At 62.1% G+C, this 11940-nt stretch carries 12 protein-coding genes and 1 pseudogene; 6 read left to right on the top strand and 7 right to left on the bottom strand.

Going from position 1 to position 11940, the window contains the following annotated elements; all coding sequences use genetic code 11:
* Window positions 1-35 precede the first annotated feature (35 nt).
* A complete protein-coding gene (gene mltF, locus J7E36_RS06825; protein ID WP_215001191.1) occupies window positions 36-1496 on the bottom strand; it encodes a membrane-bound lytic murein transglycosylase MltF in 1461 nt (486 codons plus the stop codon).
* 288 nt (window positions 1497-1784) lie between these two features.
* On the opposite strand from mltF, the gene purL reads away from it, so the two are divergent.
* Complete coding sequence (gene purL, locus J7E36_RS06820; protein ID WP_215001189.1) at window positions 1785-5681, top strand: phosphoribosylformylglycinamidine synthase; 3897 nt, start codon at window positions 1785-1787, stop codon at window positions 5679-5681.
* A gap of 4 nt (window positions 5682-5685) precedes the next feature.
* Window positions 5686-5997: a Nif3-like dinuclear metal center hexameric protein gene (locus tag J7E36_RS06815; protein WP_215001187.1), complete on the top strand. Its 312-nt coding sequence runs from the start codon at window positions 5686-5688 to the stop codon at window positions 5995-5997.
* A gap of 223 nt (window positions 5998-6220) precedes the next feature.
* Here J7E36_RS06815 and J7E36_RS06810 read toward each other — a convergent pair whose 3' ends face one another.
* Window positions 6221-7303, bottom strand: coding sequence for a scabin-related ADP-ribosyltransferase (locus tag J7E36_RS06810; RefSeq protein WP_215001185.1), 1083 nt, complete (start codon window positions 7301-7303; stop codon window positions 6221-6223).
* A 442-nt stretch (window positions 7304-7745) separates the two neighbouring features.
* Here J7E36_RS06810 and J7E36_RS06805 point away from each other — a divergent pair.
* A pseudogene (locus tag J7E36_RS06805) lies at window positions 7746-7931 on the top strand (DUF6124 family protein); the annotation flags it as partial.
* A gap of 118 nt (window positions 7932-8049) precedes the next feature.
* Here the strand turns inward: J7E36_RS06805 and J7E36_RS06800 are convergent.
* Together J7E36_RS06800 and J7E36_RS06795 are read right to left on the bottom strand one after the other, a co-directional pair.
* Complete coding sequence (locus J7E36_RS06800) at window positions 8050-8556, bottom strand: L,D-transpeptidase family protein (RefSeq protein ID WP_215001183.1); 507 nt, start codon at window positions 8554-8556, stop codon at window positions 8050-8052.
* A 23-nt stretch (window positions 8557-8579) separates the two neighbouring features.
* The gene (locus J7E36_RS06795; protein ID WP_215001181.1) at window positions 8580-9131 is read right to left on the bottom strand and encodes an NUDIX hydrolase; all 552 of its coding nucleotides are present in this window, start codon (window positions 9129-9131) and stop codon (window positions 8580-8582) included.
* Between the two features lie 145 nt (window positions 9132-9276).
* Between J7E36_RS06795 and J7E36_RS06790 the strand changes: the two genes are divergently transcribed.
* The 3 genes from J7E36_RS06790 to J7E36_RS06780 are packed head-to-tail and all read left to right on the top strand — an operon-like array spanning window position 9277 to window position 10623.
* Window positions 9277-9876 carry a CoA pyrophosphatase gene (locus J7E36_RS06790; RefSeq protein ID WP_215001179.1) on the top strand — a complete coding sequence of 200 codons (600 nt, stop codon included), beginning with the start codon at window positions 9277-9279 and terminating at the stop codon, window positions 9874-9876.
* Window positions 9877-9892: 16 nt separating this feature from the next.
* On the top strand, window positions 9893-10417 hold the full coding sequence (locus J7E36_RS06785; protein ID WP_215001177.1) for a gamma carbonic anhydrase family protein: 525 nt from the start codon (window positions 9893-9895) through the stop codon (window positions 10415-10417).
* Window positions 10414-10623, top strand: a complete 210-nt coding sequence (locus J7E36_RS06780) for a DUF1289 domain-containing protein (protein WP_215001175.1) — start codon at window positions 10414-10416, stop codon at window positions 10621-10623. The genes J7E36_RS06785 and J7E36_RS06780 overlap by 4 nt, the downstream gene beginning before the upstream one ends.
* Window positions 10624-10742: 119 nt before the next feature.
* Here the strand turns inward: J7E36_RS06780 and J7E36_RS06775 are convergent, their stop codons facing one another.
* The 3 genes from J7E36_RS06775 to J7E36_RS06765 form a co-directional block, all read right to left on the bottom strand.
* On the bottom strand, window positions 10743-11375 hold the full coding sequence (locus J7E36_RS06775) for a Pr6Pr family membrane protein (protein WP_215001193.1): 633 nt from the start codon (window positions 11373-11375) through the stop codon (window positions 10743-10745).
* A gap of 27 nt (window positions 11376-11402) precedes the next feature.
* Complete coding sequence (locus tag J7E36_RS06770; protein WP_215001173.1) at window positions 11403-11633, bottom strand: VF530 family DNA-binding protein; 231 nt, start codon at window positions 11631-11633, stop codon at window positions 11403-11405.
* Window positions 11634-11642: 9 nt separating this feature from the next.
* A partial coding sequence (locus J7E36_RS06765) for a hypothetical protein (RefSeq protein WP_215001171.1) occupies window positions 11643-11940 on the bottom strand: 298 nt, incomplete at its 5' end.

Below are 11940 nucleotides of genomic sequence, written 5' to 3'. Positions count from 1 at the left end.
CAGGCTCGCTCCCACATTGGCTTGATGTGCGGTTGTCAGAGCGGCGGGGTTTCCTGGTTCGGCTTGCTCTTGTCTACACCCGGCACGTGCAGGCTGCCCTCGGCCACCTGGTTGCCTTCGAGCTGCGGCTGCGTGACCCAGGTCAGGATGTCGTAGTAGCGACGGATGTTCGCCACGAAGTGCACCGGTTCGCCGCCCCGGGCGTAGCCGTAGCGGGTCTTGCTGTACCACTGTTTCTGCGACAGGCGCGGCAGGATCTTCTTCACGTCCAGCCACTTGTTCGGGTTCAGCCCTTCCTTGGCCGCGAGTTTGCGGGCGTCGTCCAGGTGACCGCTGCCGACGTTATAGGCGGCGAGGGCGAACCAGGTGCGGTCTGGCTCCTCGATGCTCTCGTCCAGTTGGTCCTTCATGTAGGCCAGGTACTTGGCGCCGCCCATGATGCTCTGCTTGGGGTCCAGGCGGTTGGACACGCCCATGGCCTGGGCCGTGTTCTGGGTCAGCATCATCAGGCCGCGCACGCCGGTCTTGGAGGTGACTGCCGGTTGCCACAGCGATTCCTGGTAGCCGATCGCAGCCAGCAGGCGCCAATCGACTTTCTCTTGCTTGGCGTAGGCCTTGAAATGGTGTTCGTACTTGGGCAGCCGTTGCTGCAGATGCTGGGCGAAGGTGGTGGCGCCCATGTAGCCGAGGACGTCGACGTGGCCGTAATAGCGGTCCTTCAGGCGTTGCAGGGTGCCGTTCTTCTGCACCTTGTCGAGGTAGCCGTTGATCTCGTTGAGCAGGCTGTTGTCTTCACCGGGGGCCACCGCCCAGCTCTGGCTGCGGGCATCGCCGAGGTCAAAGGCCACGCGTACGTTGGGAAAGTACACCTGGTTCATCGCCACCTCGTTGGAGTCCACCAGGGTCAGGTCGATCTGGCCTTCATCGACCATGCGCAGCAGGTCGACCACTTCAACCGCGTCGGACTCTTCGTATTCGATATCCGGGTATTGCTGCTTCAACTGTGCCAGCTGTTCGGCGTGGGTGCTCCCCTTGAGCACCATGATCTTCTTGCCGGCAAGAGCCGCCGCGTCGGTCGGGCGGGACTGGCCGTTGCGGTAGATGACCTGGGGCGTGACTTCCAGATAGGAATGGGAGAACCGCACCTGCTTCTTGCGCGCCTCGCTGCTGACCAGGCCGGCGGCGGCCAGTACCGGGCCGTTGGGCTTGCCGATCTGGCTGAACAGGTCGTCGAGGTTGTCGGCGGTCTCGATCTTCAGCTCCACCCCCAAATCGTCGGCGAAGCGCTTCACCAGCTCGTATTCGAAGCCGGTTTCACCGTTGCGGTCCTCAAAGTAGGTGGCGGGGCTGTTTCGGGTAACCACCCGCAGCACGCCATCCTCCTTTACGCGCTCCAGTGTGTTGGGTTTCTCAACACAACCACTGAGCACCAGGAAGAGTCCGGTTGCGATCAGCCATCTGGCATATCGCGGACGCAAAGCCGTTGGGGAAAACATCTGCGCAGTATACGCAAACGGCCTCTACCGCCATATCTCGACAGCAAAAGGCCAGTCTGCTAGCGGTTGCAAAACATGTCCGCAACGCAGGCCGGCCGGCGTACGGTGGGTTTTATGCCGATGAAAAATATCTCTGCACGGACATTGGCATGGACGTTCAATGAGGGTTTTTGCGCAAAGACCGACATTCGGCCCGCATCGCGGGTGCCGTTTCGGGTGCCGTTGCCGGCGGTTTAGGCTAGAATGCACGGCCTCAAAGCACACCCCCTTCCCGAGGCTGTCCCGAAGATGTTGATCCTGCGCGGCGCTCCTGCCCTTTCTGCCTTTCGCCACAGCAAACTCCTTGAGCAACTGAGCCAGAAAGTACCGGCTGTCAGTGGCTTGTATGCTGAATTCGCTCACTTCGCCGAAGTCACCGGCGGTTTGACCGGCGACGAACAGCAGGTGCTCGCGCGCCTTCTGAAGTACGGTCCCAGTGTTCCCGTCCAGGAGCCGACCGGTCGCCTGTTCCTGGTGCTGCCGCGGTTCGGCACCATTTCGCCGTGGTCGAGCAAGGCCAGCGACATCGCCCGCAACTGCGGCCTGGCGAAAGTCCAGCGCCTGGAACGTGGCATTGCCTTTTATGTCGCGGGTGAGTTCAGCGAGGCCGATGCCCAACTGATCGCCGAAGGCCTGCATGACCGTATGACCCAGGTCGTACTGGGTAACCTGGAGCAGGCCGCCGGGCTGTTCAGTCACGCCGAACCCAAGCCGTTGACGGCCATCGACGTGCTGGGCGGCGGTCGTGCCGCACTGGAAAAAGCCAACACCGAACTGGGTCTGGCCCTGGCCGAAGACGAGATCGATTACCTGGTCAAGGCCTTCCAGGGCCTGCAGCGCAACCCGCACGACATCGAACTGATGATGTTTGCCCAGGCCAACTCCGAGCACTGCCGCCACAAGATCTTCAACGCCAGTTGGGACATTGACGGCCAGAGCCAGGAAAAAAGCCTGTTCGGCATGATCAAGAACACCTACCAGATGCACAGCGAAGGCGTCCTTTCCGCTTATAAGGACAACGCCTCGGTCATCGTCGGCAGCGTTGCCGGTCGTTTCTTCCCGGACCCCGAGACCCGCCAGTACGGCGCGGTCCAGGAGCCGGTGCACATCCTGATGAAGGTCGAGACCCACAACCACCCGACCGCGATTGCGCCGTTCCCGGGCGCGTCCACCGGTTCCGGTGGCGAGATCCGCGACGAAGGCGCCACTGGTCGCGGGGCCAAGCCCAAGGCTGGCCTGACCGGTTTCACCGTGTCGAACCTGCAGATCCCGGGCTTCGAACAGCCGTGGGAAAAGCCCTACGGCAAGCCTGAACGCATCGTCACCGCCCTCGACATCATGATCGAAGGCCCACTGGGCGGCGCGGCGTTCAACAACGAATTCGGTCGTCCGGCCCTGACCGGTTACTTCCGCACCTTCGAACAGTCCATCGCCACCCCGCGCGGTGAAGAGGTTCGCGGTTACCACAAGCCGATCATGCTCGCCGGCGGCATGGGCAACATCCGCGCCGAACACGTGCAGAAAGGTGAGATCGTGGTCGGCTCCAAGCTGATCGTCCTCGGCGGCCCGGCCATGCTGATCGGCCTGGGCGGCGGCGCGGCTTCTTCCATGGCCACCGGCACCAGCTCGGCCGACCTGGACTTCGCCTCGGTCCAGCGGGAAAACCCGGAAATGGAACGCCGCTGCCAGGAAGTCATTGACCGTTGCTGGCAGTTGGGTGACAAGAACCCGATCAGCTTCATCCACGATGTCGGCGCCGGCGGCCTGTCCAACGCCTTCCCGGAACTGGTCAACGACGGTGGCCGCGGTGGTCGCTTCGAACTGCGCAACATTCCGAACGACGAGCCGGGCATGGCCCCGCACGAAATCTGGAGCAACGAATCCCAGGAGCGTTACGTCCTGGCGGTCGGCCCGGCCGACTTCGAGCGCTTCCAGGCCATTTGCGAACGCGAGCGCTGCCCGTTCGCCGTCGTGGGCGAAGCCACCGCCGAGCCGCAACTGACCGTCACCGACAGCCACTTCGGCAACAGCCCGGTGGACATGCCCCTGGAAGTGCTGCTGGGCAAGGCCCCGCGCATGCACCGTTCGGCCGTTCGCGAAACCGAGCTGGGCGATGATTTCGATCCGTCCACCCTCGACCTCGCCGACTCCATCGAACGCGTCCTGCATCACCCGGCCGTGGCGAGCAAGAGCTTTTTGATCACCATCGGCGACCGCACCATCACCGGCCTCGTGGCCCGCGACCAGATGGTCGGCCCGTGGCAAGTACCGGTGGCCGACGTCGCCGTGACCGCCACCAGCTTCGACGTCTACACCGGCGAAGCCATGGCCATGGGCGAGCGTACACCGCTGGCGCTGCTGGACGCCCCGGCGTCGGGCCGCATGGCGATCGGCGAGGCCCTGACCAACCTGGCGGCCTCGCGCATCGCCAAGCTCTCCGACATCAAGCTGTCGGCCAACTGGATGTCCGCCGCCGGTCATCCAGGTGAAGATGCTCGCCTGTACGACACCGTCAAGGCCGTCGGCATGGAGCTGTGCCCGGAACTGGGCATCACCATCCCGGTGGGCAAGGACTCCATGTCCATGGCCACGCGCTGGAACGATGAAGGCGTGGACAAGAGCGTGACCTCGCCGCTGTCGCTGATCGTGACCGGTTTTGCCCCGGTGACCGACGTCCGCCAGACCCTGACCCCGCAACTGCGCATGGACAAGGGCACCACCGACCTGATTCTGATCGACCTGGGCCGTGGCCAGAACCGCATGGGCGCTTCGATCCTGGCCCAGGTGCATGGCAAGCTCGGCTCGCAAGCGCCGGACGTCGATGATGCCGAAGACCTGAAAGCCTTCTTCGCGGTGATCCAGGGCCTCAACGCCGACGGTCACCTGCTGGCCTACCACGACCGTTCCGACGGTGGCCTGCTGACCACCGTGGTGGAAATGGCCTTCGCCGGCCACTGCGGCCTGAACCTGACCCTCGACAGCGTCGCCGAGTCGGCCGCCGAAATCCCGGCCATCCTGTTCAACGAGGAACTGGGTGCGGTGATCCAGGTTCGCCAGGACGCCACCCCGGACATCCTTGCCCAGTTCAGCGCCGCCGGCCTGGCCGAGTGCGTCTCGGTGATCGGCCAGCCGATCAACAACGCCCATATCGACATCACCTTCAACGGCGACACCGTCTTTGAAGGCCAGCGCCGCCTGTTGCAGCGCCAGTGGGCTGAAACCAGCTACCAGATCCAGCGCCTGCGCGACAACGCCGAGTGTGCCGAGCAGGAATTTGACGCGCTGCTGGAAGAAGACAACCCGGGCCTGAGCGCCAAGCTCAGCTACGACGTCAACCTCGACGTGGCCGCGCCCTACATCAGGAAAGGCATTCGCCCGCAAGTGGCGGTGCTGCGTGAGCAGGGCGTCAACGGTCAGGTGGAAATGGCGGCGGCGTTCGACCGCGCCGGGTTCAACGCAATCGACGTGCACATGAGCGACATCCTCGCCGGTCGTGTCGACCTGAACGACTTCAAGGGCATGGTTGCCTGTGGCGGCTTCTCCTACGGCGACGTGCTCGGCGCGGGTGAAGGCTGGGCCAAGTCGGCGCTGTTCAACAGCCGCGCCCGCGATGCGTTCCAGGGTTTCTTCGAGCGTACCGACAGCTTCACCCTCGGCGTGTGCAACGGTTGCCAGATGATGTCCAACCTGCACGAGCTGATCCCGGGTAGCGAGTTCTGGCCGCACTTCGTGCGTAACCGTTCCGAGCAGTTCGAAGCCCGCGTGGCGATGGTCCAGGTGCAGGAATCGAACTCGATCTTCCTGCAGGGCATGGCCGGTTCGCGCATGCCGATCGCCATCGCCCACGGCGAAGGCCATGCGGAATTCGAAAGCGAAGAAGCGCTGCTTGAAGCCGACCTGTCCGGTTGCGTGTCGCTGCGCTTTGTCGACAACCACGGCAAGGTCACCGAAACCTACCCGGCCAACCCGAACGGCTCGCCGCGCGGGATCACCGGACTGACCAGCCGCGACGGCCGCGTGACGATCATGATGCCGCACCCTGAGCGCGTCTTCCGCGCCGTGCAGAACTCGTGGCGTTCGGACGACTGGAACGAAGACGCGCCATGGATGCGCATGTTCCGCAACGCCCGCGTCTGGGTGAACTAAAGGCGTGTACAAGCTCTGCTTCTTCGTCCCGGCCAGCCATGTGGACGAGGTCAAAAGCGCCGTATTCGCTGCCGGTGGCGGGCGAATCGGCGACTATGACCACTGCGCCTGGCAAGTGCTGGGCCTGGGCCAGTTTCGCCCTCTGGACGGCAGCCAACCGTTCATTGGCGAAGCGGGACAGGTCGAGCAGGTGGAGGAATGGAAGGTGGAGCTTGTGGTGGCCGACGGGTTGATCCGCGAGGTGGTGGAGGCTTTGAAACAGAGCCATCCCTACGAGACGCCGGCGTATGAAGTGTGGCGGCTGGAGGATTTCTGATCCTTTGCCCGTTGAAATGAGAAACCCGCTGACTGAATCAGCGGGTTTTTTATTGGGCTCTCAATTGGGTGCGGTCAGTGCCGGCTCATCGCGAGCAGGCTCGCTCCCACAGGGATTCGTGGTGCTCACTCAAATAGCGAGTTGCCCATACTCCCCAAATGTGGGAGCGAGCCTGCTCGCGATGAGGCCCTATCAGGCCACGAAGCCCGGAAGCCCAGCCCATCTACTGATGCCGATGCTCAAGCCGGCAGGCTTCTTTTTCGATGCCAATGCACTCAACCGGCTCACCCACACCTTTCTCGAAGCGGCGCGCATTCATCAACAGCCCGCCCTTGATACCGCCGATGAAGGCGTAGGCGCCTTCACGGTTACCGGTATAGCGCCCGGACAGATCCACCGCCACGCTATTGGGTCGGACTTCATATACCCAGCCGCCGTTTGCCGCCTCCGTAACGGCCCAGATCTTGGCGTCGCTGTAGTCGCGGAAGGCCAGGACGATCGATCGCGCAAAGGGAGACTCCGGGTTGCTCGCAAAGCGCAGGTCCGGGGGCGTTGAATTCCAGCTCTGCAATCCATGGGCCAGCGCATCCGCACCCTGCACCGGGTTGATCGTCGCAGAACCCACTGCCCACAGAGATGTCTTGTTCGTTACCCAGGCCAGGCCTTCGACAGGTGTGAGCTTGCTCCAGTCGATGCGGGTCGCTGCAACTTCCAGCATCGTCTCGTGGCCGGTGGGTTCTTGGTAGTTCGGGTTCGCGACACAATCGGCAAGGTTGGTTTTCTTGCAGGCCCGCTTGATAAAGATGCCCTTGACCCCGCCGGGGTAGCTGATTTCCTCTTCATTGGAGATCGGTCCGCCCGATCGCCACTGATCGATGCCGTGGGGGGCTTTGAACTCGAATACCCATTCATTGGCAAAGCTCTGGGCGATAAGCTGGCTGCGGGTCGTGCTGCTGTAGACCGAGCGCTGGGCACCCGCGCCATGACCGAACCAGTCGTACATCCATTCGTCCTCGGGGAAGGCGACGGATTTGGGTAGCAGGCCGTCCTGGAATGCCTCCAGGCCCTGGTTGGTGGTGTCGCCCCGATAGAGCGTGTCCATGTCGGTCCGCCAGATCAGGGATGGTCTGGTTGAACGGATATCCACGCTTGAGTCCGCCGTGACCTGAAGCCAGGCTTGGTACCAGGGTTCCTCCTTCTGTGCCGAGTCTTGGGTCGCTGCCCAGGAATAAGGGCTCGCTTGCCAGGCGCCTGCCAATACCACGGCGACCGTTGCCGCCCGTATAAAACCGTTATTTCTATTCATGATTTGGACACCTCACCTTGAACGAGGACGCCAATCGAATCACATACTTCATCACAACCTATTCTTCGATTTGACAGTTTAACTACCGGTTTCGCGGTGAGAGTGCACCGCTGGGATGCGCCTCGGCTCACTGCGTGAGACTGAGAGTAGATGGCTGATCTGGGTTACGCGACCCGATCTTGTAACAAGCTGCGCCGTGGGAGCAGTCGTGAATACTCTAGTGAGGCTCGGTGGCTGCAGCCGGTCTGAATTATCCGTTACCTGTTATTTCTGACAGTAGCTAAGACCTGTTCGATGATTTTTAATCGAACGTTTTTTTCAGGGGTAATGAAACAGCGGGCCAGTTTGCATCGATGTTGAATGTGCTGGCGCCTTCGCGAGCCAAAAGGTGAATTCAAACGGCGTCGTTGCGCTTCGCAAGCGTCGTGATGAACTCGCTCTCGTCGATACCGAAGTCCTGCTGGCCAACCTCAGCGAAACCCTGGCCTCGGCCAACGCGATGCTCAATGACCTGGCCTTCGACCTCGATGGCTCGCGACGGCATGTGTTGCTGGGGGTGGTGCAGATAATCGAGCTGGGGGCGCTGCTGGCGGATAAAGCCTTGGATCGGGTAGAGATTCGGACTTGATCCAGTAACACCGGCCTCATCGCGAGCAGGCTCGCTCCCACAGGGCGGATCGTTCCCACGCTCCGCGTGGGAACGCCGCCAGGGACGCTCCGCGTTCCGCTCAGGCGGCGTCGCAGCACTACGGCCGGATCTCGATCATCGTGCCATCCGGCACCAGGTTCCAGACTTCACGCATGTCCACATTGCGCATGGCGATGCAGCCGTCGGTCCAATCGAGGGTGTGGAACAGCTGTTCCGGGTTCTCTTCTGTATCAGGCGTGCCATGGATCATGATCATCCCCCCCGGTTCCACGCCTTCGCGGCGGGCGCGGGCGGCGTCGCTGATGTTGGGGTAGGAGATGTGCATCGACAGGTTGAAGCGGTCACTGGTCTTGCGCCAGTCGATCCAGTAGAAACCTTCAGGGGTGCGCTTGTCGCCTTCGACCAGCTTGGGGCCCTTCTTGGCGCCCCGGCCCAGGGAAATACGGTAGGTCTTGAGCGGCTTGCCGTCGTTGATCAATTGCAATTGATGGGCGGACTTGAGCACCAGTACTTTCTCAATAACCTTGCCATTGTAGGTGCCCACCGCAGAGGCCTGGGACACGGTGGTGAACGACAAGCAGAACAGCACAAGCAACCAGCGCATTGAAACGGTATCCCTATGGGTGTTCAGGTTTTGGCGGGCTGAGCCAGCGGCGGTATCGATTCGCTGCGCACCGGGTAGGCCTCGGCGCGGCGGTCCGCGTAGAAGTATTCCAGGGTGCGGCCCACGGTGCGGAACGCCAGTTCATCCCAGGGGATGTCGGCTTCTTCGAACAGCTGCACTTCCAGGCTCTCGGGCCCGGCGGCGAAGTCTTCATCCACCAGCTCAGCGCGGAAGAATACATGCACCTGGCTGATATGCGGTACGTCAATCAGCGTATAAATGCTCAAATTGCGCACCCGGGCGCAGGCTTCTTCGGCGGTTTCGCGCACTGCGGCCTGTTCGACGGTCTCGCCGTTTTCCATGAAGCCCGCCGGCAGCGTCCAGTAGCCGCGTCGCGGCTCGATGGCGCGTCGGCACAGCAGGACCTTGCTGCCCCAGGTCGGTACGCAACCGGCCACGATGTTGGGGTTCTGGTAATGGATGGTGTGGCAGGTGTCGCAGACGAAACGCAGGCGCGAGTCGCCTTCGGGTATGCGCTGGGTCACCGGGTTACCGCACTGGCTGCAGAATTTCATGCTTGGGTTCCTGAATGCTGCGCCTATCTTGGCGTGCATGGCCGGGGTCGGCAAGTTGTCGTTTCGCGACACGATGCGGTGCAGGGGTTGGGCGGCTTGAACGATTGGTGCATGATGCAAGGTAGCGAATAAATCGAGAAGTCTCATGCTGGACGAGCTACTGCATCGAGTAAGCAACCATACCCCGCACGATCTGGAGGCCGACCGTCGTTTCCCTGAAGCTGCGGTACTGGTGCCGATCACCCGCAGTGACGAACCGGAACTGGTGTTGACCCTGCGCGCCAGCGGGCTTTCGACCCACGGCGGCGAAGTGGCCTTTCCTGGCGGGCGCCGCGATCCGGAGGACCCGGACCTGATCTTCACTGCCCTGCGCGAAGCCGAGGAAGAAATCGGCCTGCCTCCCGGGCTGGTGGAGGTGATCGGGCCCCTCAGCCCACTGATCTCGCTGCATGGCATCAAGGTTACGCCGTATGTGGGCGTGATCCCGGATTTTGTCGAATACCAGGCCAACGACGCCGAGATCGCCGCGGTGTTCAGTGTGCCGCTGGAATTTTTCCGCAAGGATCCCCGCGAGCACACCCACCGCATCGATTACCAAGGCCACAGTTGGTACGTGCCCAGCTACCGCTTTGGCGAGTACAAAATCTGGGGCCTCACGGCGATCATGATCGTCGAACTGGTCAACTTGCTGTTCGACGCCGGCATCGACTTGCACAAGCCGCCCAAGAGCTTCATCAATACCTGATGCCCCGAGGATTCCCATGAAATACCGTTTGGGCGATGCCCGCGTCGAAACCCATCCAGACAGCTGGGTCGCGCCCAATGCCACGCTGGTGGGCAAGGTTCGCCTGGAGGAGGGCGCCAATGTCTGGTTCAACGCGGTACTGCGTGGCGACAACGAATTGATCCTGATCGGCAAGAACAGCAATGTGCAGGACGGCACGGTGATGCACACCGACATGGGTTACCCGCTGACCCTCGGCACCGGCGTGACCATCGGCCACAACGCCATGCTCCACGGCTGCACGGTGGGCGACTACAGCCTTATAGGCATCAATGCGGTGATCCTGAACGGCGCGAAGATCGGCAAGAATTGCATCATCGGCGCCAACTCGCTGATCGGCGAGGGCAAGGAGATTCCCGACGGTTCGCTGGTGATGGGCTCGCCCGGCAAGGTGGTGCGCGAGTTGACCGAGGCGCAGAAGAAAATGCTCGAGGCCAGCGCGGTCCACTATGTGCACAACGCACAGCGCTATGCCCGCGACCTGGCCGAGCAGGACCAATGAATGTCGCCGAACGGCCGGTCCCGTCGCCCTGCGTGAGCATCTGCGCGCTGGACGATGACGACATCTGCACCGGTTGCCAGCGCAGCGTGGCGGAGATTACCCGCTGGAGCCGTATGGACAACGAGGAGCGGCGCAGCGTTTTGGCGCTGTGTCATGAACGGGCGAAGGCGAGTGGGTTGGTGTGGGTGTTGCCCGCTAGGCGGTGATGCCGGAGATGGAACACAATCCCCTGTGGGAGCGAGCTTGCTCGCGATAGCGGTGGGTCAGCTTGAGGCACTGTTGAATGTGCCTCCACCATCGCGAGCAAGCTCGCTCCCACAGGGGATCAGGGTTTTTCCTTGATGCCCATCCACCGATCCAACCCCACCACCGCCAGCGCAATGGCGACAAACCCCAGCAATATCCCCGCGGCGTTGATGAACACCTGTGGATAACCCAGGTCCGCCACATCGATGAACGGGTAGGGATAAGCCGCCAATAGATTCCCCCGCAGCAGGACATAGGCGAAATACACCACGGGGTAGATCACCCAGAGCCCGATGTGGCCCAGGCGCAACGTGCCCTTGGGCACCCAGCGCCACCAATAGATGATGTACAGCAACGGCACCACGTCGTGCAGCAACTCATCGGCCACGAATTGCCAACCCGAGGGTTGCCACAGGTGCCGAAGCAGCAGGTTGTAGGCCAGGCTGACCAGGGCGATGCTGGCGGCGACACCGCTGCTGACGCCGGGCCGCAGGAACCAGCGGCGGGCCGCTGATGGGCGAGGGGTCTGCTCCCACGTCAGCACCACGGCCACCAGGGTGTTGGTCAGCACCGTGAAGAAGCTGAAGCAATTGACCAGCCCACCCAGCAAACTTGCGCTCAGTTCCCAACGCCCCAGCAGAATCAGGTACAGCTGGATGCTCAACCCCGCCCAGCCCAGCAGCGCTGTCACCGACACGAAGCGCTGGCGCATGGTCAGGCCACGATCAACGGCCACGCCTCACACCGGCCGTTTGGTGCGCATCAGCTTGATGTACAGGCGCTCGACTTTCTCCCGGGCCCAAGGTGTCCTGCGCAAGAAGGTAAGGCTCGACTTGATGCTCGGGTCGCTCTTGAAGCAACGAATATCGATGCGCTCGGCCAGGCCCGACCATTCATAGTGCTGCACCAGGGCGTTGAGGATCTGCTCCAGCGTCACGCCGTGCAACGGGTTGTTGTTGGGTTCAGTCATGGGAGACCTTTACGCGAAAAGGGTGAAAGCCGCGCACCTTAGCCGAGGTGCCCTCAGGGTGGAAGCCTGGCGTGCGCCTTTGCAGGTGCGACCGTTGGCGCTGCGGCGCACTGTTACCGATTTCGCGATGATCCATGTCAACAAAAGCACTTTCTCTATTTGTAACAGATCATTATCCTTGCGCCGCCTGCTGAAACGCTTCTTGCCGTGTGCCAGAGCCGTTGCAACCTTCTGGATGTGTCCCGTTGTGAAAGACAGCGCTGTCTCATAAGTGGCGGCGAACTGCTTTTCTGTGGGAGCGGGCTTG

The sequence above is a fragment of the Pseudomonas fluorescens genome (genome assembly GCF_018614775.1).
GTDB classification, from domain to species: Bacteria; Pseudomonadota; Gammaproteobacteria; order Pseudomonadales; family Pseudomonadaceae; genus Aquipseudomonas; species Aquipseudomonas fluorescens_BY.
Note: the sequence above shows the minus strand (reverse complement) of the source record. Positions and strands in the feature narration are given on the sequence as shown.

Excerpts from the sequence above, each read along its gene's own strand:
- mltF (WP_215001191.1), bottom strand. The coding sequence starts at position 1,496 with ATGTTTTCCCCAACGGCTTTGCGTCCGCGATATGCCAGATGGCTGATC.
- purL (WP_215001189.1), top strand. The coding sequence starts at position 1,785 with ATGTTGATCCTGCGCGGCGCTCCTGCCCTTTCTGCCTTTCGCCACAGC.
- J7E36_RS06810 (WP_215001185.1), bottom strand. The coding sequence starts at position 7,303 with ATGAATAGAAATAACGGTTTTATACGGGCGGCAACGGTCGCCGTGGTA.
- J7E36_RS06800 (WP_215001183.1), bottom strand. The coding sequence starts at position 8,556 with ATGCGCTGGTTGCTTGTGCTGTTCTGCTTGTCGTTCACCACCGTGTCC.
- J7E36_RS06795 (WP_215001181.1), bottom strand. The coding sequence starts at position 9,131 with ATGAAATTCTGCAGCCAGTGCGGTAACCCGGTGACCCAGCGCATACCC.
- J7E36_RS06790 (WP_215001179.1), top strand. The coding sequence starts at position 9,277 with ATGCTGGACGAGCTACTGCATCGAGTAAGCAACCATACCCCGCACGAT.
- J7E36_RS06785 (WP_215001177.1), top strand. The coding sequence starts at position 9,893 with ATGAAATACCGTTTGGGCGATGCCCGCGTCGAAACCCATCCAGACAGC.
- J7E36_RS06780 (WP_215001175.1), top strand. The coding sequence starts at position 10,414 with ATGAATGTCGCCGAACGGCCGGTCCCGTCGCCCTGCGTGAGCATCTGC.
- J7E36_RS06775 (WP_215001193.1), bottom strand. The coding sequence starts at position 11,375 with ATGCGCCAGCGCTTCGTGTCGGTGACAGCGCTGCTGGGCTGGGCGGGG.
- J7E36_RS06770 (WP_215001173.1), bottom strand. The coding sequence starts at position 11,633 with ATGACTGAACCCAACAACAACCCGTTGCACGGCGTGACGCTGGAGCAG.